Annotated in this window: 23 protein-coding genes, 1 tRNA gene and 1 pseudogene; 9 read left to right on the forward strand and 16 right to left on the reverse strand. The window is 62.2% G+C overall.

The window, feature by feature from the left end; translation table 11 throughout:
* Window positions 1-19: 19 nt before the first annotated feature.
* From EGO55_RS03505 to EGO55_RS03540, 8 genes are all read right to left on the reverse strand, one after another.
* Entirely contained in the window at window positions 20-844 is an 825-nt protein-coding gene (locus EGO55_RS03505) for an ABC transporter ATP-binding protein (RefSeq protein ID WP_021691151.1), read from the reverse strand.
* Complete coding sequence (locus EGO55_RS03510; protein ID WP_021691152.1) at window positions 841-1,659, reverse strand: ABC transporter permease; 819 nt, start codon at window positions 1,657-1,659, stop codon at window positions 841-843. The genes EGO55_RS03505 and EGO55_RS03510 overlap by 4 nt, the downstream gene beginning before the upstream one ends.
* Before the next feature lie 166 nt (window positions 1,660-1,825).
* On the reverse strand, window positions 1,826-2,926 hold the full coding sequence (locus EGO55_RS03515) for a putative urea ABC transporter substrate-binding protein (protein ID WP_021691153.1): 1,101 nt from the start codon (window positions 2,924-2,926) through the stop codon (window positions 1,826-1,828).
* Window positions 2,927-3,157: 231 nt separating this feature from the next.
* On the reverse strand, window positions 3,158-4,093 hold the full coding sequence (locus EGO55_RS03520) for a LysR family transcriptional regulator (RefSeq protein WP_021691154.1): 936 nt from the start codon (window positions 4,091-4,093) through the stop codon (window positions 3,158-3,160).
* Window positions 4,094-4,150: 57 nt separating this feature from the next.
* A complete protein-coding gene (locus EGO55_RS03525; protein WP_021691155.1) occupies window positions 4,151-5,038 on the reverse strand; it encodes an LLM class flavin-dependent oxidoreductase in 888 nt (295 codons plus the stop codon).
* Window positions 5,039-5,097: 59 nt separating this feature from the next.
* Complete coding sequence (locus tag EGO55_RS03530; RefSeq protein WP_021691156.1) at window positions 5,098-5,859, reverse strand: SDR family NAD(P)-dependent oxidoreductase; 762 nt, start codon at window positions 5,857-5,859, stop codon at window positions 5,098-5,100.
* A gap of 76 nt (window positions 5,860-5,935) precedes the next feature.
* On the reverse strand, window positions 5,936-6,466 hold the full coding sequence (locus EGO55_RS03535; RefSeq protein ID WP_021691157.1) for a hypothetical protein: 531 nt from the start codon (window positions 6,464-6,466) through the stop codon (window positions 5,936-5,938).
* Window positions 6,467-6,571: 105 nt separating this feature from the next.
* The gene (locus EGO55_RS03540) at window positions 6,572-8,935 is read right to left on the reverse strand and encodes a membrane-bound PQQ-dependent dehydrogenase, glucose/quinate/shikimate family (RefSeq protein ID WP_052023745.1); all 2,364 of its coding nucleotides are present in this window, start codon (window positions 8,933-8,935) and stop codon (window positions 6,572-6,574) included.
* 184 nt (window positions 8,936-9,119) lie between these two features.
* Here EGO55_RS03540 and EGO55_RS03545 point away from each other — a divergent pair, with 184 nt between their 5' ends.
* Both EGO55_RS03545 and EGO55_RS03550 read left to right on the forward strand, forming a co-directional pair.
* Window positions 9,120-9,962 carry a hypothetical protein gene (locus tag EGO55_RS03545; RefSeq protein WP_021691159.1) on the forward strand — a complete coding sequence of 281 codons (843 nt, stop codon included), beginning with the start codon at window positions 9,120-9,122 and terminating at the stop codon, window positions 9,960-9,962.
* Window positions 9,963-10,073: 111 nt separating this feature from the next.
* Complete coding sequence (locus EGO55_RS03550; RefSeq protein WP_021691160.1) at window positions 10,074-10,643, forward strand: cytochrome b; 570 nt, start codon at window positions 10,074-10,076, stop codon at window positions 10,641-10,643.
* A gap of 59 nt (window positions 10,644-10,702) precedes the next feature.
* On the opposite strand, the gene EGO55_RS20800 is transcribed toward EGO55_RS03550, so the two are convergent.
* From EGO55_RS20800 to EGO55_RS03560, 3 genes are read right to left on the reverse strand one after another with little or no spacing between them, the layout of a single operon-like run.
* On the reverse strand, window positions 10,703-11,086 hold the full coding sequence (locus EGO55_RS20800; RefSeq protein WP_201798923.1) for an alkyl sulfatase dimerization domain-containing protein: 384 nt from the start codon (window positions 11,084-11,086) through the stop codon (window positions 10,703-10,705).
* Entirely contained in the window at window positions 11,062-11,982 is a 921-nt protein-coding gene (locus EGO55_RS03555; protein ID WP_201798924.1) for an MBL fold metallo-hydrolase, read from the reverse strand. Before EGO55_RS03555 ends, EGO55_RS20800 begins: the two co-directional genes overlap by 25 nt.
* 47 nt (window positions 11,983-12,029) lie before the next feature.
* The gene (locus EGO55_RS03560; protein ID WP_021691162.1) at window positions 12,030-13,283 is read right to left on the reverse strand and encodes a sulfotransferase family protein; all 1,254 of its coding nucleotides are present in this window, start codon (window positions 13,281-13,283) and stop codon (window positions 12,030-12,032) included.
* A gap of 265 nt (window positions 13,284-13,548) precedes the next feature.
* Between EGO55_RS03560 and EGO55_RS03565 the strand changes: the two genes are divergently transcribed.
* From EGO55_RS03565 to EGO55_RS03575, 3 genes are all read left to right on the forward strand, one after another.
* Window positions 13,549-14,424 (forward strand): TIGR03619 family F420-dependent LLM class oxidoreductase, encoded by an 876-nt coding sequence (locus tag EGO55_RS03565; protein WP_021691163.1) that lies wholly within the window; start codon window positions 13,549-13,551, stop codon window positions 14,422-14,424.
* A 44-nt stretch (window positions 14,425-14,468) separates the two neighbouring features.
* Window positions 14,469-14,960, forward strand: coding sequence for a VOC family protein (locus EGO55_RS03570; protein WP_021691164.1), 492 nt, complete (start codon window positions 14,469-14,471; stop codon window positions 14,958-14,960).
* A 161-nt stretch (window positions 14,961-15,121) separates the two neighbouring features.
* Window positions 15,122-17,212 (forward strand): RelA/SpoT family protein, encoded by a 2,091-nt coding sequence (locus tag EGO55_RS03575; RefSeq protein ID WP_021691165.1) that lies wholly within the window; start codon window positions 15,122-15,124, stop codon window positions 17,210-17,212.
* Here the strand turns inward: EGO55_RS03575 and EGO55_RS03580 are convergent.
* Entirely contained in the window at window positions 17,209-17,580 is a 372-nt protein-coding gene (locus EGO55_RS03580) for a DUF1905 domain-containing protein (protein WP_369345333.1), read from the reverse strand. The two genes, EGO55_RS03575 and EGO55_RS03580, sit on opposite strands and share 4 nt — an antisense overlap.
* Before the next feature lie 65 nt (window positions 17,581-17,645).
* Here EGO55_RS03580 and EGO55_RS03585 point away from each other — a divergent pair.
* Window positions 17,646-17,736 (forward strand) — tRNA-Ser (locus tag EGO55_RS03585).
* 573 nt (window positions 17,737-18,309) lie between these two features.
* On the opposite strand, the pseudogene EGO55_RS03590 reads toward EGO55_RS03585, so the two are convergent.
* The 4 genes and pseudogenes from EGO55_RS03590 to EGO55_RS03605 form a co-directional block, all read right to left on the reverse strand.
* Window positions 18,310-19,335, reverse strand: a pseudogene (locus tag EGO55_RS03590) (recombinase family protein); the annotation flags it as partial.
* Between the two features lie 18 nt (window positions 19,336-19,353).
* Window positions 19,354-19,608: a hypothetical protein gene (locus tag EGO55_RS03595; RefSeq protein ID WP_021691168.1), complete on the reverse strand. Its 255-nt coding sequence runs from the start codon at window positions 19,606-19,608 to the stop codon at window positions 19,354-19,356.
* A gap of 115 nt (window positions 19,609-19,723) precedes the next feature.
* Window positions 19,724-20,017, reverse strand: coding sequence for a type II toxin-antitoxin system RelE/ParE family toxin (locus EGO55_RS03600; RefSeq protein ID WP_021691169.1), 294 nt, complete (start codon window positions 20,015-20,017; stop codon window positions 19,724-19,726).
* Complete coding sequence (locus tag EGO55_RS03605) at window positions 20,014-20,283, reverse strand: CopG family ribbon-helix-helix protein (RefSeq protein WP_021691170.1); 270 nt, start codon at window positions 20,281-20,283, stop codon at window positions 20,014-20,016. The genes EGO55_RS03600 and EGO55_RS03605 overlap by 4 nt, the downstream gene beginning before the upstream one ends.
* 463 nt (window positions 20,284-20,746) lie before the next feature.
* On the opposite strand from EGO55_RS03605, the gene EGO55_RS03610 reads away from it, so the two are divergent.
* The 3 genes from EGO55_RS03610 to EGO55_RS03620 all read left to right on the forward strand — a co-directional run bounded on the left by EGO55_RS03610 (window position 20,747) and on the right by EGO55_RS03620 (window position 24,896).
* On the forward strand, window positions 20,747-22,801 hold the full coding sequence (locus tag EGO55_RS03610; protein ID WP_021691171.1) for a ParB/RepB/Spo0J family partition protein: 2,055 nt from the start codon (window positions 20,747-20,749) through the stop codon (window positions 22,799-22,801).
* Between the two features lie 668 nt (window positions 22,802-23,469).
* Entirely contained in the window at window positions 23,470-23,769 is a 300-nt protein-coding gene (locus EGO55_RS03615; protein ID WP_021691172.1) for a DUF736 domain-containing protein, read from the forward strand.
* Window positions 23,770-24,056: 287 nt separating this feature from the next.
* Complete coding sequence (locus EGO55_RS03620; protein ID WP_021691173.1) at window positions 24,057-24,896, forward strand: DUF932 domain-containing protein; 840 nt, start codon at window positions 24,057-24,059, stop codon at window positions 24,894-24,896.
* The last annotated feature ends 182 nt before the right edge of the window (window positions 24,897-25,078 follow it).

Consider the following 25,078-nt stretch of genomic DNA (forward strand, 5'->3'; position numbering starts at 1 on the left):
GTATTTCCTGCTCGTGATGTTAGGATATCGACGGGATTGCGACGGCTTGCGTGGGCTGCGCCCCTTCGCTGGGCCGTGGCAGCAGTGCCGACGGGATCGCCGCTTCGCGCGACGCTCCCGACCGGCGTTCCAGTGGAATGTCGTAGGTCGCGGTCGCGCCGAAGCGATGCGGTGCATGCGGATCGTGGCGGCGCTTGTCGAAAGCCAGCACCCGCGTGCTCAGCTTGAACGCTTCGTGGATGTCGTGGGTCACCATCACGATGGTCAGCCCCCGTTCCTGCCACAGCCCCGTCACCAGCGCATGCATATCCAGCCGGATACCGGGATCGAGCGCACCGAACGGTTCATCCAGCAGGAGAATACGGGGATGCTTGATCAACGCCTGCGCAATCGCCAGCCGCTGTTGCATGCCGCCGGAAAGCTGGGCGGGATAGGCATCGCGGCTGTGGGCCAGCCCGACCGCGTCGAGCATTTCCATCGCCTGTTCGACAGCCGCCTTGCGACGTGCACCAAACAGCCGCGCTGTGAACGGCGCCGCGCCGCATTCCAGCCCGAACAGGACATTCTTGAACACGGTCAGATGCGGGAACACCGAATAGCGCTGGAACACCACCCCGCGATCGGGATTGCATTCGGGCTTCAGTGCGACATCGTCGAGCAGGACCTTGCCCCGTGTCGGTCCTTCCTGCCCCAGGATCAGGCGCAGGAAGGTGCTTTTGCCCGCCCCCGAAGGTCCAACCACCGAAACGAAAGACCCTTCCTCAATATCCAGCGAGACCCGTTCGAGAACGACCTTCTCGCCATATTCGACCCATACGTCACGGAACGAGAGAAGCGTGCTCATCGGGCATCTCCATGCGCCCACGGGAAGGCTTTTCGGCTGAGCGTGTGCAGGATCAGGTCAGCGGCGATGGCCAGCAGCGAGATCCACAACACGTAAGGCAGGATGATATCCATCGCGAGATAGCGGCGGACGAGGAAGATGCGGTAGCCGAGCCCGATGTCCGAAGCGACGGCTTCGGCCGCGATCAGAAACACCCATGCTGGCCCCATGGAGAAACGCAGGCTTTCGATCAGTTTCGGCATCAACTGCGGCAACGCAACGCGGATCGCCAGTTGCCAGCTGTTCGCCCCCAGCGTCTGCGCCTTGAGAAACTGTTCCACCGGCAATCCGGATACATAGGCCGCGAGATCGCGAGTCATATAAGGGGCAATGCCAATGGCGATCAGCGCGATCTTCGACGCCTCACCCAGCCCCAGCACGATAAACAGGATCGGCAGCACCGCGATCGGCGGGATCACCGCGATCAGGGTGACAATCGGTCCCAGTGTGGCCCGCATCAGCGGCACGACGCCCAGGATCAGGCCGAGCACAAGTGCCGTAACCGTGGCGATGGCCACCCCCACCCCCAGACGATAGAGGCTGGCCATGGTATCGGCGAGCAAGGTGATCCTGCCCGTCATCGGATCGGGCGTTGTCGCCAGCCGGGCAATGGCGTCCGCCATCGCCCCCAGCGTGGGCAGCACCTTGTCGTTCGGATTGGCGGTGTGCCGCATATCCGACGCGATGATGTAGATCAGCAAAAGGATCGCAATGGGCACGATCCCGGCGATAATCCGGCCCGCGCGACCGGGGCGGATATTGACCAACCGCGTCACGACCGGTCCCCGCTGGCGGGATATGCGTCTGTCAGGATCGCCTTCGGTGTCACGCGTGTTCCTTACTGTGTGGCATCATGCCGGTTTGCGGGCGCACCGCCCCTGTCGTCCGGCGCAGATGCGCCGGGCAGGCAGGAGCAATGCGGAGCGGTGGACCGTCGGAAGTTCAGAGTTTCCCGTCGGCGGCCATCTGCATGAAGCTCGGGTCGAACCGCAGCTTCACATTGGCCTTGTCGCCCAGAGTCTTGTCGTTGGCGAAGCCGATGCCGATGGCATCCACGGATGTCGCTGCCGGACCGAACAACCCCTTGGAGAAGCTGAACTGGCGCACCGCATCCTCATGCTTGATAATGTCGGGGCTCAGGGCATAGGCCACGGCTTCCTGCGGCTTGTAGTAGAGATAGGTCGCTTTCAACTGGGCGCGGTAGTTTTCCGGCGTGGTTCCCGCCAGTTGCGCCATCTGGTCGATCGCCGCATTCGCCTTGGCATCGCCCTTGGCCATGATCTCCATGACTTCGTACCATGCGCCGACCAGCGCCTTGCCCAGATTGGGATTGGCTTTCAGCGTTGCGGTGGACACTGTCATCAGATCCTGAATCTCGTTCGGGATCTTGGAACTGTCGAACACCATGGTTGCGCCCTTGGCGGCCTTGATTTCCGACAGCTGCGGGTTCCAGGCCGCCACTGCCGTAACATCGGGCGATGAAAACGCGCTGACGATATCGGCATCGGACGTGTTGACCGTTTTCACATCGGCCAGTTTCATCCCGCTCAGTTCCAGCGCACGCGCCAGAAGGTAGTGCGACACGGACAGTTCCACCAGATTGACTGTCCGCCCTTTGAGATCGGCCATCGACGCGCCGTTTTTCAGAACAATCCCATCGTTGCCGTTGGAATAGTCGCCAATGATCAGGACTGTGGTGTCCTTGCCCCCGGCGGCCGGGATCGTGAGCGCATCCATATTGGTGGACCCGACCCCATCCAGCTTCCCGGCGGTGTACTGGTTGATCGATTCAACGTAGTCGTTCACCTGGATCAGGTTGATCTTGATGCCGTACTTATCCGCCCACTTCTTCAGAATGCCGCTCTTTTCGGCATAAGCCCACGGCATCCATCCGGCATAGATCGACCAGCCGATGTTAAATTCCTGCTTGGGCGCTTCGGCTTGCGTTTCCGCAGCAGGCCCTTCCTTGCCGCCGCCACAGGCGCCCAGCATCAGCAATCCGGCCAGAGCCACACCCTGGATCAATACATTCCGTCTTTTCATCGGTGATTTCCCTCACGCTCAAGATTGACGCGCACACTGTGACCCGCACGGGCAGACAGCATTTCGAAGAGAAACGACCGCAGCCGGATCATCCGGGAAGCAAGGCTTCCCCGTGAAAGTAATCGGCTGTTTTCGAGCATTCGAGCACTCCGCCATTGCGATAGTGCAGAAATGCCGAAGCTCAGGTCATCACGGTAGTAAGGGAATATCGATGATAGGCATAGATTTCATCTATGCCACTGGCCGCGCCCGCAGCCGCCGGACGATTTCATCCAGAAACAGCTGCGTCGGGGTATCGCGTGACGGCTCTGTCCGCGCGAGCATATAGAGGTTGTACGCAGGCTCTGCCTCTTGCGGCAGCAGCGGCCAAAGCTGTCCATTGGCCACCGCTTCCGCCGCGGCGAGTGTCGGAATAAAACCGATGCCAATGCCGAGACGGATCAACCGCAAGGCTTCATGCACATCTTCCGCATGGCCGTTCACAATGGAACCCAGGCCGTAGCGCTGACGCAAGCGGGTGATGACGTCCAGTTCATCGTTGCCGGTCAGCACGAACCCTTCGTCCCGCAGTTCGCCCAGACGCGTGATCCGCCGCCCATAAAGCGGGTGAAGCCGCGCGCAATAGAGCTGCTGGCGCTCCTCGAACAACGGTTCGTACGTCAGGCCGCTGCGCACACCCCCGTCATAGCCGACCCCCAGTTCCGCCTCGCCCCGTTCCAGCGAATCGAGCACTTCACGCCAGGGCGAAACCCGCAGTTCGATCTGGATGCCCGGATGACGCCGATGAATGCTGGCGATCGCCTCGTCAAAATCGGGTGAAATGATCGACGAAATCATCTGGATACGGACCAGACCGTGCACCTGTTTGACCGCCTGCGCGATCTGGTGTGGCGCCAGCCGGGCCGCTTCGAACATATCTTCGCACAGCACCAGCAGCGCACGGCCCGCCGCAGTCACTTCCACACCCGACGCCGTCCGGCGGACCAGCTGCGTGCCGACGTGATCTTCCAGCTTTTTCAGGGCGGCGCTGATGCTCGGCTGTTGGCGATTCAGACGCCGGGCCGCCGCGCCGATCCCGCCCGCGCGCACGATATGCACGAACAGGCGCAGCAGGTTCCAGTCGACTCTGGTCGCGAAATCGCGATCTATCCGGGGGATTTCAGGCACCCGGAAAACGTTACCGATGACAATCCGCTTGTCAAAGGCTTGCGCCTGCCCGGCGCTTCAGCGTTTTACATCGGCGAGCAATTTCACCAGTTTCTCGATCTCATCGTAATGCGCCGTAGCCGGAACCAGGATGCATTCGTCCGCGCCGGATGCCCTGACATTCTCGATCCCCTCGAGAATCGCTTCGGGTGAATGACGGGTCATCGCAGAGGCCATGCCACGCGCGATCTCTTCCCCACCATAGCGCATGTAATTGTAGGCATAGTCATAGAGTTCGCGCTGCGCATCCGGGGCCAGCGAATACCAGAAGCCACCGATGAGCGCGGGTTTGTCCGAACGTCCGGCAGCAGGCCAAGCGGCACGGGCCAGATCGAACACCCGCTGGTGCCCTTCCAGATCGCCCGCCATCGACGGCGCATAAACCCCGTGCGCCCAGCGCGCCGCGCGGGCAATCGCCTTGGGGCCCATGGCCCCGGCAAATATCGGCAAATCACCGCCCTGCGGCGGACGCGGACCGATATCGCCCGACCCTTCGAACAGCGGTTCCCCACGCCAGACCTGCTTCATCACGGCGACCTGATCGTCGAGTTTTTGATGCCGCCGCTCAAACGGGGCATCGAGCGCCTTGTAATCCAGCGGCCGGCCGCCCACGCCAACAGTCACGGACAGGCGCCCGCCCGAAATAATATCCAGCGTGGCGATTTCCTTCGCCGTCAGCACAGCAGAGCGCATCGGCAGCACGTAAAGCGCAGGGTTTAGGCGCACGCGTTCGGTCACCGCCGCTGCGGCAGACACCAGCGTATGCATTTCATAGGTGTAGTCAGTGATGCGTTCGCCACACGACATCGTATCGAACGGCCCGGCATCGATCTCCCGCGCCCAGGTGAGAATGCGCGCGCGATCATAATCACGCGCCATATAAGGTAGACAAAGACCGATCTTCATACGCGCGTTCCTCATGGCAACATGCGGGCAGGACTATGCGCCTGCCCGCATGCGATCTGTCAGATCGCGGTCTGCCCGCCATCGATCGTCAGGATGGTGCCCGTCGCGTTGACTGCGGCATCGGACGCCAGAAATGCGATGGCCGCCGCCATTTCCGACGGGTCGGAACCCTTCCCGGTCAAGGGGAACAGGCGGGTCATCAGTTCCATGTCCGTTTCCGGACCGAAATTCGCACCCCCTGCGGTCATCGGCGTAATGACATGGCCCGGGCAGATCGCATTCACGCGAATACCACGCTTCGAATATTCGGTGGCGAGAGCCTTAGTAAGACCAATCACGCCCGCCTTGGATGCGCTGTAGGCCGCGCCGTAGGGAACCCCGACAAGCCCGGCCACCGATGCGACATTGACGATGCATCCCTTCGTTTCAAGCAAGTGCGGTATGGCGCGCTTGCTGATATAGAACGGACCGTTGAGATTGACCGACAGAACTTTCAGCCAGGTTTCGTCCGCGAAGGTTTCGGTCGGCCCATTGGCCAGCACACCGGCGATGTTGCAGACCACGTCCAGCTTGCCCAGTGCTTTCACACTCTCATCGATCAGATGCGTGCAACTGTCCGGATCGGCGGAATCGCAGGGCACCGCCAAGACTTTGCCGCCAGTTTCGGTTGCCAGCTTTTCAGCGGCGCTGGCGAGGCCCGCCTGATTGATATCCGCGATGACCACATCGGCACCCGAACGGAGAAACAGTTGCGCCGTCGCGTAACCGATCCCGGATGCACCACCTGTGACCAGAACCGACTTGCCCGAAAAATCCATCATATAACCCCTCGTCTGAATAGGAAAACAATCGCGCCCCGATAAGGCGGGGCGCGATCAGGAATGCATTGTGCGAATGTCAGGCAGCCGGTGCCTGGCGCGCAGCAAGCTTCTTGCCCAGCATGACCAGAGCGCCGAGGTAGACCGCCGCGACCACAACCGCCCAGGCCATTGCACCCAGGGTGGTCTGTTCGTGCAGCACCGGAATGCTGCCCACTGTCAGGAACAGCATGAAAGCATTGTTCACCAGCACGGGCACCCAGCCCATGATGATCGCATAAATCGCCAGAAGGACCAGCGCGAGCGCAAGCGCCATGCCAGCGCCCCCCAATGCCACTGGCAGCGCCGAAAGCCCATAGGCCAGCCCCAATCCGCCAAGCGATCCGACCAGGGCCGGCACGAACTGTTTGAAATCCGCATGACACAGACCGGTCCAGTACAGCGCGAACAGGAACCCGGCGTACAGGGCCGAAAGTTCCAGCGCGACGCCGATACCGATCAGGGCCGCCACGGCGACGATCACCCCGATCAGCACGGCAAAGCCCTTGGCAGGCGTCAATCCTTGCGCCGCCGGGGCTTCCTCCACGATCGGATCACTGACACTGGCCATATATTCTATCCTTCTCCCGTCGCCGTCCGATGCGGCGATTTGCTGTTGCATCGATGTGTCAGACAGTCCGGTATCAGGCAACCACGCAAAGGCCGGTCGGACAATTTAATGCGGCGCGCGATCCCCTTTCAGGCTGTAAGCCACGACATAGTCGCCGGGCGTTGTCTTCATGAACGCATGCCCACCGGCCGCAATCACGACATATTGCCTGCCCGTACGCGGTGAAACGTAGCTCATCGGCAATGCCTGTCCCCCGGCAGGAAGGCGGCCCTTCCAAAGCTCTTTCCCGTTCTTCAGATCGAAGGCGCGCAGATAGTTATCCATCGTTGCCCCGATGAAGGCGAGCCCGCCGCCCGTCACCATCGCCCCGCCCTGATTGAATACGCCCGGCACCGCGATGCCCAGCGGCGCATGATCGGCGGTTGTGCCCAGCGGACGCTGCCAGAGGATCTGACGCGTTTTGAGATCGATCGCGGTCAGCCGCCCCCACGGCGGGGCATTGCAGGGAATGCCCAGCGGGGAAACGAAGGGCCGCTCCGTCCGCACCGCGTAGGGCGTCCCGCGCATGGGGGAAACCGCACCGTTCCCTTCGATCGCGATATCACCCGTCTGCGGCGCATCCTTGCGCAGGATCATCCGCAGTTTCAGCGGCATATAAGACGTGGGCACGACCATGACGCCCCGTGCCTCATCCACGGCCGCGCTCCCCCAGTTCATGATCCCGTTGTTGCCGGGGAAGATCAGGCTTTCATCCAGCGATGGCGGGGTATAGCGCCCCTCGTAACGCATCTTGCGAAAGGCGATGCGGCACCACATCTGGTCCAGCGGTGTTGCCCCCCACATATCGGATTCCCGCATCACCGGCGGAACCAGACTGGCGAAGGCATGGCTTACCGGCTGTGTCGGGGCATAGCGTTCCCCCGGCAGATCGCCCTGCGGAACAGGCACGTTCTCGACCGGGGCCAGCGGCTTGCCCGTGCGCCGGTCGAGCAGGAAAATTTCACCCTGCTTGGTCGGCTGGATCAGTGCGGGCACCAACGCGCCCTTTACCGGCACATTGGCCAGAACCGGCTGCGATGCCACGTCATAATCCCACAGATCGTGATGCACCGTCTGAAAGGCCCAGCGCACTTTGCCGTTGGCAACATCGAGCGCGACCACCGAACTGCCATAGCGTTCCATATCCGCATTGCGCTGGCCCCCGAAGTGATCGGGCGACGGATTGCCGGTGGGAATATAGACCAGCCCCAGCGCCTCATCGGCGCTGAACAGGCTCCAGGCATTGGGCGATCCCGGCGTAAAGCTCTCACCCGGCTGCAACGGCGCCGAGGGATCGTGCCGCCCCGCATCCCACGCCCAAATCTGGCGCCCGGTGACGACATCAAAGGCCCGCACAACGCCAGAGGGATTGTCCGTCCCCATATTGTCGAGCACGAAGCTGCCTACCACGGCCGTGTTGCCGATAATCGTGGCTGGCGAGGTGGTAAACTGAATACCGCCCTTGACCGGGCCCAACCCTTCCCGCAGCGAAACCTGCCCACCGGTGCCGAAATCCGGGCACGGCTTTCCGTCGGCCGCATCGACAGCGATCATCCGCCCGTCAATCGTCGCCACAAGCACCCGGCGCGCGCATGGGGTCTCACCCGCCCGGGCCGCAGCATCGGCGGATTCGTGATAGGAAACGCCGCGACAGGCCACAGTATAGACCCCGGTCGCATCGACTGCGGGATCATAACGCCAGCGCTGCTTTCCGGTATCGGCATCAAGCGCGATCACGATGTTGTGCGGCGTGCACAGGTAAAGCGTATCGCCGATCTGCAACGGGGTTGCCTGGAACATCTGCGGCGCGGGCCCGTTCGGCATATCCCCCGTGCGAAACTGCCATGCCACTTCAAGATCAGCGACATTGGCAGGGGTTATCTGCGATGCAGGGGAAAACCGCGTGCCCGCCTTGTTCCCCGCGTAATCGGCCCAGCGCGTCGCAGTCTGATCGCCGGTGGCCTGTGCCGCACGCGCCGCACCATTCCGGTCATACATGGCAAAACCAGCCGCCCATGCCAGAGCGATACAAGCAATCACCGCCATGACTGTCCGGGGCCCTGTCCGAGGCGGCGTATTGTGGTCGACCGCGCGGGGTGCTGCAATCAGCCGCAGATGACGGCGCACCCACGGGGCGAGGAGATAGAGCAAGATGACCAGCGGCCCCGCAATCCGGGGCAACAGCAGCCAGAAGTGGAGACCGACTTCCGCCAGCGCCCAGATCACTGTCGCTGCAAAAACAGCGCAATAGAGCCAGAAACCCGCCTTATGCCCTCGCGCGATCAGCACACCTGCGGCGAGACAGGCAAGACCGGCAGGCAGATAGTAGAGTGAGCCGCCAAGGCTGGCGAGCATGGCGCCGCCCCAGGCCAGCAGGATGCCGATAATCGCCAGCAGTCCGCCCAACGGCCACAATACCAGTCGCCTCATCCCCATCTTCTCATCCCCTCGAACCGCATATTCTGTTGTTTGCACGGTATCTGGCGCAACGCTGGCCCGACAACATCGTCCATATGGATGAGACCGATCGGCAAGGGGGCGCCGGTCAGGGCAAATATGTTTGCCATCCCCCCGGCCCTGCCGCGATAGAGAACATAGGCTTAAGGATCGCACCATGGAGGAACCATCAATCGAGAAGTCGATGCAGCCCAGTCTCGATGCCGTGGAGGAGGCAGTACGGCGCGCGCTGTCGCACACGGTCCGACGCCCGCTCGTTGTCGGCCTGTGCGGCGCACAGGGTAGCGGGAAATCGACACTGGCGGCGGCGCTGGCTAACCGTCTGGAACGTGCCGGTATTGCCACCGCCATCCTGTCGATTGACGATCTCTATCGCACCCGCTCAGAACGGGAAGAACTGGCGCGGCGCGTCCACCCCCTGTTTATAACCCGCGGTGTGCCCGGCACGCATGACATCGCGCTGGGCCTGCACGTGATCGAGGCGCTCGAACAGGGGCGGGATGTGGCCCTGCCCCGGTTCGACAAGGCGCATGACGATCGCGCCCCGCCCGCCGTTTGGGGCAAGGCTGGCGCGGCAACGCAGGTTCTGCTGCTGGAAGGCTGGTGCATCGGCGCACGGCCACAAGATGAAACGGAACTGGCCAGTCCCATCAATCGACTGGAACGCGACGAAGATCCGCAAGGCCTGTGGCGCGGCCATGCCAATGCGGCGCTGGCCGGTGAATACCAGCACCTGTTTGCGCGTATCGATCTGCTGATCCTGTTGGCGGCCCCGGATTTCGACACAGTGCTGGGCTGGCGGACGGAGCAGGAACACGAACTGCGCCGGACCGTCCCGCCCGAAGCCCCCGGCATCATGTCGGACGCGGCGCTGGCGCGGTTTGTCGAGCATTACGAGCGGCTGACGCGCCATATCCTGACGGAGATGCCTGCGCGCGCCGATCTCGTGATCGCACTGGATGCGGATCGCCGCGTCCGCAAGATCATGGAGAAGAGCTGAGCCGCAGGTATCGACTTGCCTGAAGCATTTCCGGTGAAGCATCCGTTCAGCTTGGCCACCATACAACGCCCTGATACACACCACCGACCAACACAGACGGGTGAACACGCGATGGCCGCAAAGGATAGCCAGTTTTATTACGGTTCGGTGAGCCGGCTCCTGCATTGGGTCATGGCCGCGCTGCTCCTTTGGCAATTCACAGGCATGATCCTCAAGGAATTGTTGGGCCGCACCGCGTTGACCGGTTTCTGGGGCGGAACGCATGGTTCCGTCGGCATGCTGCTGCTGGCCCTGTTCATCGTGCGCGCGGTCTGGGCCTTCGCCAATCGCGCACATCGACCGGGATATCGACCGGATCTGCTGGGCAAATGCGCGGCGCTTGGCCATTTCGCACTCTATGCGCTGATGTTCATCGTGCCCTCTCTCGCCTTGCTGCGCGCCTTTGGCAGCGGCAAAGGCGTTACCTTCTTCGGGCTCCAGCTTCAGGCGCCAACAGGCGTGAAAACAGATTGGATGACCGCGCCGGGCAATGCGCTCCACGGCAATCTGGCATGGCTTTTTCTGGCTCTGATCCTCGGGCACGTCCTGATGGTCATCGTCCACCGGGTATGGCTGCATGAGAATATTCTGGAAAGAATGCTGGGCAAGCGGAACACGCAGACCAACGCCACACTCCATTGACCGGACGTGCCGGGGTATGATGCCATTTCATACGGTACCATACCCGGCATGAGGCCCTGTCAGCCCTGACGTTCGCGGAACCGCTTGATCCGGTTCTGCAGCCACCCCACCAACCAGAAGTTACCTGTGGTATGCGCGGTTTTGGCATCGTCCAGCAGGCGCTCGTGCACGTCGATGGCCAGTGCGGTCGCCCCGGCGTTCTTCGGCTGGGCATTCAGCACGATATCCAGCAGATGCAGCGCCTGCTCGAACTCGCCTGATGCCGCTTTCGCACGCGCACGATCGATCAACGCATCGACGCCGGCCAGTTCCACCAGATCGGCGTGTACGGCCTTCTGCGGCACCGCGTAGAGTTCCGTCGTGGATTCGTGCTTGAACCACCCGGCATAGTTTTCCCAGATGGCGCGGATGCTCCAGCTCAGCTTGCCATAGCCCTGCCCCACTTCGCATTCGGGGGCAAGGTGATCTCGTTCTGCAAGACGTGCAGTTCCTTGCCGTCGTTCATGCCCTGCACCACGGCGTCGTGCACATGCAGGATCGCATCGCGATAGGCGGTCACTTCTGCGGCAATCACATCGGCCCCGACAATCGGTTCATGATGCCCATAGACCAGCAGTTCCGCCCCCAGATCGAGCACGGTCTGCGCCGCCGCCGCACAAGTCAGCGCATCGCGATAACGGTCGCCTCTAATGGTGACGAGATTAGGGAAGTGCCCAAAGGGACAACCGAACAAATTCCCGGTGAACACAATCTTGTGTTGAGGCAGCCAGACAATCAGGGAATCGTTGGTTTCCGCGCCTGCCGCGGCAATCAGGACGACATCCAGCCCACCCAGCGTGAATTCGTATCGCGTCTCGAATGTCACATCGGGCGTAGGCCGGTCCTGCGGGTTGATCTGCGTATAACCCGCCGCAGCATAACGCTGGAACACCTCCTTGAATTCATCCTGGAAGCGAAACGCCGAACGGGCGGAACGGAACGTCTGCAGTCGTGCGTCATAGCTCTGGTGTTCGTGATTGCCCGCCTGCGCGATGTAGGTCAGCCCCGGATTGAGATCGCGAAAATACTGCACCCCGCCCACGTGATCGACGTGCCCCTGCGTGGTGATCAGGTACTTCACCGGCGTTTGCGAAAATGTCGCCAGATTATGCCGATGCACGGGCGCTTCGAAGCCCATGCCCGCGTTGAGCTGAATGCCCCCTTCCGGCGTCTCGATCAGATAGACGTTCGAATTGCCTTCCGACATGACGATGAAATCGTTTACCCGCTGGCAGTTCTGGTCGAATTCGGCGGCAGCTGGCCCGACACGGCGGGTCTTGTAGATCGGTTCTCTCATCATCGGTTCTCGCTTTGTCGTCAGTTCGCTGAATGGGTGGAAACAAGGGTTTAGTGAACCTCCGCCTTCACCGGGAAAGCATCGAAGTAGAAACGGAAACGTTCGCGCAAGACATCGGGCTTAACGCCGAAATCCCGCTCCAGATTGTAGACCATGCGACCCTCTTTCCCGCGCTGGTGCGCCGCCATATGCGCGGCGATTTCGGCATGGGCCCGATCGGTCATCGGCAATTGCGCGCGGGCAAAGATTTTGCCGACCATGGCCACATCGTCCGCCATGAATTCATGAAACGGCACATCGATGCTCTGATCGGCAGGCCACACGGCGCGATCGGCCACACAGGCGCGCAACAGGTGTTCCACCCGGTCGGTCCAGTAGGCAATCAGCCACGGGGCATCCACTTCGGTGCGCTGCATGCGCGCAGAATAGGCCTGCATGGTCACCGCCGACTGGATCACCGCCACCGGATCGCGGTGCGTGATCGCCACGACCGCATCGGGGAACACCGACTTCAACACGCCCAGTTGTTCGAGATGTTGCGGGCATTTCAACACCCACCGTTTCTTCCCGTTCCGCCACTGCAGCAGCTTCAGCACGGTCTTCATGTATTCGTAATGCGGTGTCTGGTCGGTGGCGTAATAGTGATCGCGCCAGCCCGGCACCCGCCCGATCCATTCGAAATTGTACGATGCGAAATCCGGCCCCATCAATTCCAGTTCTTCGTGGATATGATCAGGATTCATCGGATGCATCGCCGCAATCACGGGCGAAATCTGTTGCGATCGTTCCCAGGCGTCCGCGCAACGTTGATAGCGTGGATCGGTGCCATCGGGCAGCAGCCCTTCCCCTGGAAGCGGGACCGGTTCGTAACTTTCCCACAGCGGCAACGCCTGCAGCCGCGTGTCGGCAGCAATCAGGTTGACAAGATGCGTCGTTCCGGAACGCGGCAGACCGGCGATGATAATCGGGCGATCGATCTGTTCGTCATGAATTTCCGGATGGCGTTGCAGCGTATCGTGAATCAACAACCTGTTGGCCGCATAACGGGTGGCATAGCCTAACAGGGTGAGACGCCAGATCTGGGTCATGGCCGGGTCGCCATTCCATTCATCCAGCAGGATATTGAGCCGTTCCCGAAAATCGTCTGCACCAAAATCGTGCAGCCCCGTCTGGTGCCGGGCCGCATCGAGAATGGCCTGCTCGGTCAAGGCTATCGGATTGGCATCGCCAAAAGCCAGCGCCGCCTTTTGCATGTCGTTCAAACGAGGGGTAAGCAGATCGTCAATAATGATCGTGTCCGACAACGCATCTCTCCCGCGATACGTGGGCGTGATCCCCGTTCGCTTGCTGTTTTTATCTGCCGCAGCTTTTTCGTACTGCGATCAGGGGCGATTGTTACCGGCGCACGGGCGGCTGTCAAAGGACCGCAACAGCCATGACACTCCTTTTCGGACAAAAGCCACGCATGGGCTGCACAGGGGCTTGCCAGATACGGGGGTGGCGTGATTGCATGCCCCATGGCCGATCACATACGGGCTCACACAAGGGCAGCGGCGGGAGAAGAACACAATGAAATTCTGGCAAATGGTGAACTGGATCGAGGTCGACCAGCTCATTCCCCTCGCACAATTCGCCGAAGAACTGGGGTTCGAAGGGGTGATGAATTCCGATCATGCCGTCTATCCCAAGACGGTTTTAGCCGAGTATCCCTATTCGCCTGACGGCAAGGCGATGATGAGCCCGGACTGGCCCTATCCCGATGCCTGGGTAACGATTGCGGCCATGGCTGCCGTCACGAAACGGCTGAAATTTTCCACCTCGATCTATGTTCTCCCGCTGCGCAATGTGTTCGAAGTTGCCAAAGCGACCGGCACGCTTGCGCTGATGAGCGACAACCGCTTCATTCTCGGCGCGGGCCTCGGCTGGATGAAGGACGAATTCGATATCTACGGGGTCGAATTCAAAACCCGGGCGCGCCGCACCGACGAAATGATCGACGTACTGCGCAAGCTCTGGGAGGGCGGCATGGTCGAACATCACGGCGACTTTTACGATTTCCCGCCTTTGCAGATCGCGCCTGAACCCACGCAGACCGTCCCGGTATTTCTCGGCGGATCGTCGGCACCGGCGCTGAAGCGCGCGGCAACCCGGGGTGACGGCTGGATCGGCGCGGGCAACACGCCGGAAGAGGTTCCCGCTCTTATGGCCGAATTCACGCGTCTGCGCGAAGAAGCGGGCCGGGCCCACTTGCCATTTGAAACCCTGATAGGACTCAGCACCCCGCCCGATCTGGACACGTTCAAGCGCCTTCACGATCAGGGCATGACTGCGGGTATCAGCTACCCGTTCTTCTTCTCGCTGGGCCTGCATTCCTCGCTCGACGACAAGAAGCGGGTGATGGAACAATTTGCCAAGGCCTTCATCCGCCCCTTCGAAAACGCATAAGACTACGAAAGCCTGCGAAACAGCAGATGCCGGGAGAGACAACAATGACAGAACATGATGTCGCGATGAACGAGAAGCTGGGCCGGATCGGATTGCCCAAACCTGATCAGATCGGTTTCGTGGTGCGCGATCTGGAACGAGCCATGGCACTGTACGATCCGGTGTTCGGCCCGTTCCATATTGTCGATTTCGGCGCGCAGCAGGCGTCGTATCATGGTGCGGTGCCAACCCCTTACGATATGAAATATGCCTTCGGCCGTATGCATGATCTCGAAATCGAATTGATCGAATGGGTTTCAGGCGACACCCCCCACCGCGATTTCCTGGAACAAGGACACGAAGGCGTGCATCACCTGCGTTTCCGGGTGGACGAACTGGAAAGCTGGGAAGCGCGGCTGGCATCGGTGGGCTATCAGCGGGTGTGGTATGATCGCCTGTCGCCCGATACAGCCTATGCCTATTACGAGCGCGCCGATGATCCCTTGCTGATCGAACTGCTGCAATATCCTGCGACCAAGGCCCTTGCCGGGGCCTGAGTCAACGATGCCACACGCGGCATCGACGTGATCGATAAAAACTGTCGATTGCCGGAACATCTTGGAAAAATGGGGGTTCATCCACAACTTTCCGGATGATGCTGCAAGCGCGTGCTCTTTGCCATTGCATTGCAACAGGAATTGTCCACATCATAACCGTAATGCTGCGACAATATGAACTCGTTGAACGTGTAAAAGAATACGCCCCCGATGCGGATGAGGCGCTGCTCAATCGTGCCTATGTCTATACGGTACAGAAGCATGGCTCGCAGAAACGGGCCAGTGGCGACCCCTATTTCAGTCATCCCGTGGAAGTGGCCGGCCTGATGACCGAGCTGAAGCTCGATCAGGAAACGATTATCACCGCCTTGCTCCACGACACTGTGGAAGACACGCTCGCCACAACTGACGAAATTGCCCGACTCTTTGGCGAAGACATTGCCCGGCTGGTCGACGGGGTGACGAAGCTCTCCAAAATCGAAGCCATGACCGAGAACGAGCGGGCGGCCGAAAACCTGCGCAAGTTCTTCCTGGCGATGAGCGAGGATCTTCGCGTTCTTCTGGTCAAACTGGCTGACCGGCTGCACAATATGCGCACGCTCCATTTCATCAAGAGCGAGGAAAAGCGGCGGCGCATCGCCAAGGAAACCATGGATATCTATGCCCCTCTCGCCGAACGGGTGGGCATGTATGAATATATGCGTGAAATGCAGTTGCTCGCCTTCGAGCAGCTGGAACCCGAAGCATACGCCACCATTACCGGGCGGCTCGACCAGATCCGCAATCAGGAAGGTGGGCAGGTCGATGCCATCGCGCTGGCGATCAAGCAGGCGTTGGCCGAAGCCGGTATGCGCGTGGAAGTGTCAGGCCGGGAAAAACACCCCTACTCCATCTGGAAAAAGATGGAGGAACGCCATGTCAGCTTCGAACAGATTACCGACATCATGGCGTTTCGCGTTCTTAGCGATAATGTGGTGGACTGTTATCGTGCGCTGGGCGTTCTGCACACCACGTGGCAGATGATCCCGGGTCGGTTCAAGGATTACATCTCCACACCGAAATCCAACGGCTATCGTTCGCTTCACACCTCCTTGATCTACGAAAACTCGATGCGCATGGAAGTGCAGATTCGCACACGCGACATGCATCGCACCAACGAATTCGGCCTCGCCGCGCACTGGGCCTACAAGCAGGCCGACCGCCCGGACGGACAAGTGGGCTGGTTGCGCGATCTTATCGAAATCGTCGATGCCAGCCACGATGCAGAAGAACTGCTCGAACATACGCGACTGGCAATCTATCAGGATCGCATTTTCGCCTTCACCCCCAAAGGCACGCTGTTTCAGCTCCCCAAGGGTGCGACGCCCGTCGATTTCGCCTTTGCGGTGCACACCGATCTTGGCGCAAAGGCGGTGGGCGCCAAGATCAACGGTCGCCACATGCCCTTGCGCACCCAGCTCAACAACGGCGACGTGGTGGAAATCATCAAGAGCGATGGCGCCGGGCCAGAGCTGTCGTGGCTGGGATTTGTCGTCACCGGCAAGGCGCGCGCAGCGATACGTCGCGCGGTGCGCCTGAAAGAACGCGCCGAAATTGCGGTCATCGGACGCAAGCTGTTCGAGGAAATCTGCGACCGTTTACCTGCCAAGATCGGCAAGAAAGCCATTCGCGAAGCGGTCAAGCGGCTTGGTTTCGAAAACGAAGACGAGATGATGGCAGCCATCGGCTCCGCCAAAGTTGACGATCGTGATATTATGGAAGCGCTGGTTCCGGGAAGCGCACGGGAATTTTCAGAGCCGGATGCCTGGCCGAAACAGGAACGTGCAGTATCAATCAAAGGTCTGACCCATGGCGCCGGCTTCCATCTGGCCAAGTGCTGCCACCCCGTCCCCGGTGACCGTATCGTGGGGCTCAAAAAGCCCGGCCAGGGGGTGGAAGTGCATGCGATCGACTGCCTGGAACTGGCAAACGGTATCGATGCGGACTGGATTGACCTGTCATGGGGCGAACGTTCGCAAGGCGCCATCGGCCGCCTGCGTGCCGTGCTTTACAACAGGACCGGCACACTCGCCGAAATGGCGGGGATATTTGCGAAGAGCCACGCCAATGTCACCAATCTGCACATGATACAGCGCGATGGCCCGTTCGGCACCTACGAAATCGATCTGGAAGTACAGGATCTGGCGCACCTCACCCGCATCGTCAGCGCCTTGCGCGCCAGCGATGCCGTAGCCGAAGCGGAGCGAATCTAGATCAGGGCCAGTTCGCCCCGCACCAAATCCCCATCAGCGATAGCTTCCGCCCGTCGGATCGCCGCCTTGACAGGCAGCATCCACTGCCCGTCGCCATTGGGGAATACCGACGTACTCCACCGGCTTTCCCCGACGCGCGCCATGACCTTTACCGAACCGAATCCCCGCGCCCGCCCAAACTCCAGCCGCCGCATAAACGCATAGTCCGCAATCTGGTCCGCCGCTTCACCGGCAATGTCCACAAAGAACCACACGCCATTGCTGCTGCCTGTCCATCGACGCAGAGAACCGCTGAAATCCAAGCGTTCCGTAGTTTCTGGCAAAGCCTGGTTCCTGTTTGGCCGCATGGAAGGTGACATAAATGACATCTGCCATCATTGGGTGCCTTGCGAAAGCCGCAAGTCGCAGCTAGGGGCGTGTCCGTCAGGCAAGCGGAGCGGTGGCCGAGTGGTCGAAGGCGCACGCCTGGAAAGTGTGTATACGGTAACCCCGTATCGAGGGTTCGAATCCCTCCCGCTCCGCCACTTCGGAACAACGATGGGCACTCCGCCCGCCGCCGTGGCTACGCCATTGGCGGCCAGCACGCGGAGCAGGTTGCTCTTCGATCCCATGATGCGGACCTCGCCGCGATCGACCTCGACCCGCTGCGCCAAGGCGCGAAGATGGTCGCGGCGATAGCCGCCGCCTTCCGTGCGGATGCGCCGCCGCGCCGTTGACGCGAACTTTCGCAACGTGGCCGGCGTGATGGCCTGCTGCGTCGAGTTGAGCAGGAGGGCCGAGGCCCGCTCGGCATCCGCCCGCGCCTGATCGCGAGTCGCCTTCAAGGCGACGATGCGATCCCTGAGCGCCGGATCGTCCAAATCGGCGACGCCGCTTTCGATCGCGTCGTAGAGCCGTTTCAGGCGCAGCTCGGTCTCGGCGGATCGCCGGTTCAATTCCGCGATATGCTCGCGGCGCCGGTCGCTGCGCTCCTGTCGACGATCCAGAACCTCGGCTAGTACATCCTCCAGCCGGTCGGGATCGAGCAGCCGGTCGGCCAGATAGTTTGCGACCAGATCGTCCAGCCGCTCCATCGAAACCGTCATGCCCTCGCAGGCGGTCGCGCCCTGCCGCGCCTTCATCGAACAGGTGTAATAGCGATAGCGCCCACCCTTCCCGGTGCGAATCGTCATCGCGCCGCCGCACTTCCCGCAATGGATCAGGCCCGTCAGCAGCGTCGGGCCACCGACGACCTGCGGATGGGCGACCTTCGAGTTGCGCGCCTTGAAATGTGCCTGCACCGCATCGAACGTGGCCTGGTCGATGATCGCCGGAACCTCGACCGCGATCACTTCCTCGGAGGGCTTCAATTCCTTGCTCTTGCCGCGCTTGTTGAACTCGTGGCGGCCGATATAGGTCGGCCGGGTCAGCATCCGATGAACCGTGCCGATGCCCCAGCGGCCGCCGTCGCGCGTGAAGATACGGCGCTCGTTGAGATGCTTGGTGATCGACTTCACGCCCATCGGGCCGGATGTGCCGTCGCCTTCCAGCGCCAGCTTGAACGCCAGCCGCACCGTGTCGGCGTGGATCGGGTCGATCTCCAGCTTCTTCTTCATCTTCGCGCCGCGTTGCTCGGCATCGACCACGCGATATCCGATCGGCGGCAGCGAGCCGTTCCAGAAGCCTTGCCGGGCATTTTCCTTGAGCGCGCGAAGGACGTGCTTCGCATTCTCCTTCGACTGATATTCGTCGAACAGCGCCATGATCTGACGCATCATGACGTGCATCGGATCGTCGCCCATTTCCTGCGTGATCGACAACAGCTTGACGCCGTTCTTGGCGAGCTTGCGAACGTAGAACTCCAGTTCGAAGTGATCGCGGAAGAAGCGCGAGAAGCTGTGGACCACCACTACGTCGAACGACGCGGGCTTGCTGGTCCCGGCCTCGATCATGCGCTGGAACTCGGGCCGCCGGTCGTTCGTCGCCGATGCGCCGGCCTCGACGAAGGTATCGACCAGCTCCAGTCCCCGCGACAGGCAATAGGCTTCGCCCTGCTTGCGCTGATCGGGGATCGACACGTCATGCTCGGCCTGCCGCGCCGTTGAAACGCGCAGGTAAAGGGCGGCGCGCAGCGGCACGGTCATGGTAGCGAACTCCTCACATCATTGGCACGGCCCGAACAGCTCGTCGAAAACGTCGCCGAACCATGCCTCGAACACATCCACTTCCGCACTCGTGACCGGCACGCGCTCGGGCCAGTCGTCGGTGACGGTCCAGGTCGAAAGATCGTCCTTCGGGCTTTTCCCCGCGCAAGGACGGAGGCTGCCGACCGGCAGCGTGGCATAGTCGAACAGGTCGTCCGGGCATTCGGCCCGGCGACGATGGGGGCGACGATGGACTTTGCGGGCAAGGGCCATCCCGACAGGCTGCTTCGCGCTCGCGCCTCATGCAAAGCCTCTGTCGCGGCGAAGCGCAGATAGGGGCGAAGGGCGGCGCGCTGCATCGTAGCGTTCGATGCGGCCGGCCTCATCGTCAGTCGTCCGACTCGAAGCTGCGCTCCTCGCGGCAATGCCACAGGCGCAGGATGAAGATCGTCGCATCCGCAATCTCGTAGCGCAGCTCGTAATTGCCGACGATGATGCGCCGAACCTCGCGCGGCTCGTAGGCGTCCAGCTTCTCGCCGATCCGGGGATAGTCGAGCAGCCGATCCGGCGCGCGCGAGAGCTGCTGCACGACCCGCGCCGCCGCCTCCGGGGCAACCGGACGCAGATGCTCGTGCAGCCGCACCAAATCCGAGGACGCCTTGCCGGTCCACTTGATCCTCATGCCGAAGGCGGCGGCAGCGGGGTGTCAGTGCCGAGGCTGTCCGCCCAAGCGCGCACGGCCTGATGGTCGATCACGCGCCCGGCATCGACATCTTCCATTGCTTCGAGCGTCATGCGGTGACGCTCCTCCTCCTGATCAACCCAGGCGGCGAGCGCCTGTTTCATCACCCAGCCACGCGAGCGTTCGAGCCGCGAGGCCATTGCTTCAACCTTCTCCGCGAGGTGCAGCGGGACGTGTGCGGTCAACACTTTTGTCTCAGTCGCCATGTTCATCACCTGCTATCAACCCGATTAAAATATAATCGAAATAGGCTGGAAAAGCAAGGTCAGCAGAATGGCTTGGCGCCTCCCTACGGGACCGCCGCTCTATCTCCGCTGCGCTCCGACCGAGCCCCTGACGGGTCTCGTCCCTGCCGGGTGACGATCAGCATGGCGGGGTGGCGCTGCTGCGCCGTTCGGCAATCCGCTGCGCGGATTGTTGTCTTTCCGATCTGCGGAGATCGAGCCAGGGCTGCGCCAGCCCGATCGCATCTGGTCGTTTCTCTCCCCGTCGATGGGGTGGGCGACGCTTCCCTTTAGGCCCGCCGCGCCGGGCCGCAACGCGCTGTTGGCGCGTCCTCCACTGCGTTCCGGTCCTGCGGATGCTGCCCGGCTCCGCCAGCGGGCCAACGGCAAGCTTCTTCGCCGCCCACCCCATTCCGGGGTGAGTGTGGTTTTTAGGAGAAGTGTGATGAACGCTGTTACCGAAATCCTAGCCGCCGAGCCTGTGTCGGGCGTCGAGATTTTCGTGCCGCTCGCCAAGCTCAAGAAGTCCCCGCGCAATGCCCGCAAGGTGCCGCATGGGGAAGCCGCTATCGAGGCGCTGGCCGCTTCGATCCAGCACAAGGGGCTGATCCAGAACCTTGTCGTAGAGCCGGAAACCAAGGAGGACGGGACGCCGACCGGCAACTATCTCGTTACCGCTGGTGAAGGCCGCAGGCTGGCGATGTTGCTGCGCGCCAAGCGCAAGCAGATCAAGAAGTCGGAAGTCGTGCGCTGCTGGCTCGATACCGCCAACGATCCGTCCGAAATCAGTCTGGACGAGAACGTGACCCGGACCCCTATGCACCCCGCCGACCAGTTCGAGCGGTTCCGCGAACTGTCCGAAAGCAAGGGCTATGGCGTGGAAGAAATCGGCGCGCGGTTTGGCGTGTCGGCTGGCGTGGTGAAGCAGCGGCTTCGCCTTGGCGCTGTCTCGCCCAAGCTGTTGCAGGTCTATCGGGAGGACGGTCTTACGCTGGATCAGCTTATGGCCTTCGCTATCACCGAGGACCATGACCGGCAGGAGCAGGTTTTCGCCAACCTGCATCACAACCGCGAACCGTGGATCATCCGGCGCGACATGACCGCAAGCAATGTCGTGGCAGAGGACCGGCGCGCGATATTCGTCGGAGCCGAAGCTTACGCGGAAGCGGGCGGCAACATCATCCGCGACCTGTTCAGCGAGGATCGTGGCGGGTTCTTCGAGGATGCGGGTTTGCTCGATACGCTCGCCGTCGAGAAATTGCGCGAAGTTGCCGAGCGCGTTCAGGCCGAGGGCTGGAAATGGGCCGAGGCGCATATCGACTATCCCCACGCCCACGGGATGCGGCGCTTCTATCCGCAGACCGTCGCCCTGTCCGACGAGGAGGAGGCGCGGGTCGATGAGGCATGGGCCGAGTACGACCAGATCGTCGACGGCTATGACTCGCTGGATGAAATGCCCGAGGATTTGGCGGCGAAAGCCCGTGCGCTGGACGCCGAAATGGACGCCCTGTCCGCCAAGCGTTCCGCCTACGACCCCAATGTGATCGCCAATGGCGGTGCGTTCGTCGTACTTCAACATGACGGCACGGTCAGGGTCGAGCGCGGTTTCGTGCGGGCCGAGGACGAGGCGTTGGCGGACCCCCAGCCGGAGCCGGAAGAAGGCGATGCGACCGAGCCGCAGATGGGCGACGACGAGCAGCCGGAGGACGGCGACGAGGACGTGCAGGATGCCGACGAGGACGAAGACCCGGGCAAGCCGATTTCCGACAGCCTCACCCGTGACCTGTCCGCCTATCGGACGCTGGCGCTTCGCGTGGCGCTGGCCGAGCAGCCCGATATGGCCCTGATCGCGCTGACCCACACGCTGACCGCGCAACTTTTCTACAGCTATGCGGAGGCCGGTTGCCTTGAGGTTCGTCCGACCGTGACCCCCTTGGGGAGCCATGCGGACGGGATCGAGGACACGCCATTGGCGGCACGGGCGAGCGAGCAGCACGAGGCATGGGCCGAGCGGATGCCGCGCGACGTGGCGGACCTGTGGGGCTTCATCGTCGGGCTGGACGAGGCGAAGCGGATTGCGTTGCTGGCGCATTGCGCGGCTCGCACCGTCAACGCTCTGCGGTTGCCGTGGGACCGCAAGCCCCGGTCGCTGCAAACGGCGGACAGGCTGGCGGACGCGCTGGCGCTGGACGTGGCGAAGGACTGGACGCCGACCGTGGACAGCTACCTTGGCCGCGTCACCAAGGCGCATATCGTGGACGCTGTGACCGAAGGCGTGTCCGAGGACGCCGCTCGCCGCATCGCGGACATGAAGAAGCCGGACATGGCGCAAGCCGCCGAGCAGCTTCTTTCCGGGACCGGCTGGCTTCCTGCCGTGCTGCGGACGCCCGAACCGGAGGGAGCGGACCCCGCGCCTGCGGAGCCGGAGGACGCGGATAGCGTGGAGCAGCCGCCCGAAGTGGAGGACAGCGAAGCATCCTTTGCTGTCGCCGCCGAATAGCGGCACGGGGCCGGGACCGCGCGAGCGGTCCCGGCTTCTTTTTGTGACCGGCGAAAAATCGCGGCCGCGCCCGTTGGGGCGCGGCCGCTTTCCCATTGCACAGGCGCCCCGCTCCGAGGACGCGGGGCGGCGTGCTGATAGCGGATCGACCGTTGCATTTCTGGAGGTGGGTTCGTCGAGTAAAGTTGCAGACCCACGCGGCGGGACCGCTCGGCGACTATGATGCGGGCGATGAGCGACGGTCTATGCCAGCCTCGCGCGGGATCTCGGCGAACACATAGGGAGCGTCAGCGGCGTTCGCTCTCCTGTAGTCTTTGCGAAGGATTACTTGCGAGGTGAGCCTGGCGCGGTCCAGCAAAGAAGCGAATGCCCTCCGACTGACGATGCCCATCATAGCCACGGCGTAGAATTTCCGGCTCGGCGACAACCGCGCGGCCTCTCGATTGGCTTGATCTAACCGGGGCCGGCTTCGCCTTGATCGGCCTGGCGCAACGGCGCCGCGCGGCTTTTTTCCGCCGCCTTCGGCTTTGCATCGCGAAACAAAAAAGCCGCGCGTCGCCATCCTCCGCTGTGCTTCGGCCGCAAGCGGTGCGCGTCCGATCATCCCCGCTTCACCGATCGCCATCGAGGCCGCGGCGGTCGTGGCCCGAAGCAAAAGGAACTTCGACATGGCCACCATCGGCACCTTCACCCAGGCGGGCAACGGCTCCTTCAGCGGAACCATCAAGACGCTCACCCTCAACGCAAAGGCCACCCTCCGTCCGATCGAGAAGGAGAGCGATAAGGCCCCCGATTTTCGTCTCGTGGTCGGCACGGTCGAGTGCGGCGCGGGATGGAAGAAGACCAGCCGCGAGAACCGCGACTACATCTCGGTCAAGCTGGACGATCCGACCTTCGCGGCTCCGATCTACGCCACTCTGGTCGAAACCGAGACCCCCGGCGAATACGCTCTCATCTGGTCGCGCTGACCTCGACACGGCGCCCCGCTCCCTCTGAGCGGGGCGCCTTCGTGTGTTGGTTCGCCAGTTCATAATATGGACGGGCCATCGGCCCGGCATGTTGTGAGGTGCTTGGGGCGCCGCCCCCAGCGCCCTTCGGAGCGGCTTCCGCCCAGCTTCCTTCACGCGCGAGCGCGTTCCGTGCAGCCGGTTCCCCGCGAAGCCGCCCACTCCGGTTGCACCCCCGGTCTCGCCGACGGGCAGGGTTTCAGCGCGGCGTTCCGCTGCGCGGAAACCCAAGCCCAAGGAGTTCAGCCATGTGTCATCAGCTTGCCACCCGGTTCGGCCGCAACGCCCATCAGATCAGCGGCCGTGAGGCGCTCGACAACGAGGCGCTGTATCGGCACGTGCCGTCCATCTTCGCCCGCGAGGCGCACGACAGCCGTTCGGAGCGCTATGTCTATGTTCCGACCATCGACATCGTGGAGGGGCTGCGCCGGGAAGGATGGTTCCCTTTCTTCGCGGTTCAGTCGGTTCCGCGCGACGGCAGCCGCCACGGCCACGCCAAGCACATGCTGCGCCTGCGCCGGGACGACGGTATCGGCAAGCCCGAGGCGGCCGAAGTCATCATCGTCAACAGCCATGACGGGACCAGCGCCTATCAGATGTTCGCCGGGATGCTGCGGTTCGTCTGCACCAATAGCATGATCGCGGGCGAGCGGTTCGAGGAGGTCCGCGTGCCGCACAAGGGCAACATCCAGCACGATATAATCGAGGGTGTTTACACCGTGGCGGAGGACTTCCCCCGGCTGATCGACGCCAGCGAGACCATGAAGGAGGTTCGGCTTTCCGAGGAAGAGCGCCGCTTACTCGGCGAGGTCAGCCTGGTCGCGCGCTACGGAGAGGACGAAAGCCCGTTGCGGCCCGAGCAGATCATCGAGCCGCGCCGCCGCGAGGACATGGGTGACAGCCTGTGGACCACGTTCAACGTCATTCAGGAGAATGTCGTTCGGGGCGGATTACAGGGCCGCAAGCGCAATGCCGAGGGCCGTATCCGCCGCAGCCAGACCCGCGCCATCAACGGCATCGACCAGAACGTGACGCTCAATCGCGCGCTTTGGACACTGGCCGAAGGGATGCAGCGCCTCAAAGCCTAACTATCGCCGCCGCAGGGCCGAGCTCGGCCCTGCGGCTTCGCCATTTCCGCGCCGATCCGCTGCGGCGGATCGGCGGCGGCCGCGCGTCCCCAAGGTCCGCGCGGCCGCAAAGGTTCGCTCGCCGGGCTGCCGCCCGGCTCGCTTTGGGTAGTCATTTCGGCAGTGCTGTTCTATGAAGTCCT

Origin of the sequence: Caenibius tardaugens NBRC 16725 (genome assembly GCF_003860345.1) — a bacterium.
GTDB lineage: Bacteria > Pseudomonadota > Alphaproteobacteria > Sphingomonadales > Sphingomonadaceae > Caenibius > Caenibius tardaugens.

Bases quoted from the DNA above. Each gene is read 5' to 3' on its own strand.
- EGO55_RS03505 (WP_021691151.1), bottom strand. From the start codon at position 844: ATGAGCACGCTTCTCTCGTTCCGTGACGTATGGGTCGAATATGGCGAG.
- EGO55_RS03515 (WP_021691153.1), bottom strand. From the start codon at position 2,926: ATGAAAAGACGGAATGTATTGATCCAGGGTGTGGCTCTGGCCGGATTG.
- EGO55_RS03525 (WP_021691155.1), bottom strand. From the start codon at position 5,038: ATGAAGATCGGTCTTTGTCTACCTTATATGGCGCGTGATTATGATCGC.
- EGO55_RS03530 (WP_021691156.1), bottom strand. From the start codon at position 5,859: ATGATGGATTTTTCGGGCAAGTCGGTTCTGGTCACAGGTGGTGCATCC.
- EGO55_RS03535 (WP_021691157.1), bottom strand. From the start codon at position 6,466: ATGGCCAGTGTCAGTGATCCGATCGTGGAGGAAGCCCCGGCGGCGCAA.
- EGO55_RS03540 (WP_052023745.1), bottom strand. From the start codon at position 8,935: ATGAGGCGACTGGTATTGTGGCCGTTGGGCGGACTGCTGGCGATTATC.
- EGO55_RS03545 (WP_021691159.1), top strand. From the start codon at position 9,120: ATGGAGGAACCATCAATCGAGAAGTCGATGCAGCCCAGTCTCGATGCC.
- EGO55_RS03550 (WP_021691160.1), top strand. From the start codon at position 10,074: ATGGCCGCAAAGGATAGCCAGTTTTATTACGGTTCGGTGAGCCGGCTC.
- EGO55_RS03555 (WP_201798924.1), bottom strand. From the start codon at position 11,982: ATGATGAGAGAACCGATCTACAAGACCCGCCGTGTCGGGCCAGCTGCC.
- EGO55_RS03565 (WP_021691163.1), top strand. From the start codon at position 13,549: ATGAAATTCTGGCAAATGGTGAACTGGATCGAGGTCGACCAGCTCATT.
- EGO55_RS03570 (WP_021691164.1), top strand. From the start codon at position 14,469: ATGACAGAACATGATGTCGCGATGAACGAGAAGCTGGGCCGGATCGGA.
- EGO55_RS03575 (WP_021691165.1), top strand. From the start codon at position 15,122: ATGCTGCGACAATATGAACTCGTTGAACGTGTAAAAGAATACGCCCCC.
- EGO55_RS03580 (WP_369345333.1), bottom strand. From the start codon at position 17,580: ATGTCATTTATGTCACCTTCCATGCGGCCAAACAGGAACCAGGCTTTG.
- EGO55_RS03595 (WP_021691168.1), bottom strand. From the start codon at position 19,608: ATGGCCCTTGCCCGCAAAGTCCATCGTCGCCCCCATCGTCGCCGGGCC.
- EGO55_RS03600 (WP_021691169.1), bottom strand. From the start codon at position 20,017: ATGAGGATCAAGTGGACCGGCAAGGCGTCCTCGGATTTGGTGCGGCTG.
- EGO55_RS03605 (WP_021691170.1), bottom strand. From the start codon at position 20,283: ATGGCGACTGAGACAAAAGTGTTGACCGCACACGTCCCGCTGCACCTC.
- EGO55_RS03610 (WP_021691171.1), top strand. From the start codon at position 20,747: ATGAACGCTGTTACCGAAATCCTAGCCGCCGAGCCTGTGTCGGGCGTC.
- EGO55_RS03615 (WP_021691172.1), top strand. From the start codon at position 23,470: ATGGCCACCATCGGCACCTTCACCCAGGCGGGCAACGGCTCCTTCAGC.
- EGO55_RS03620 (WP_021691173.1), top strand. From the start codon at position 24,057: ATGTGTCATCAGCTTGCCACCCGGTTCGGCCGCAACGCCCATCAGATC.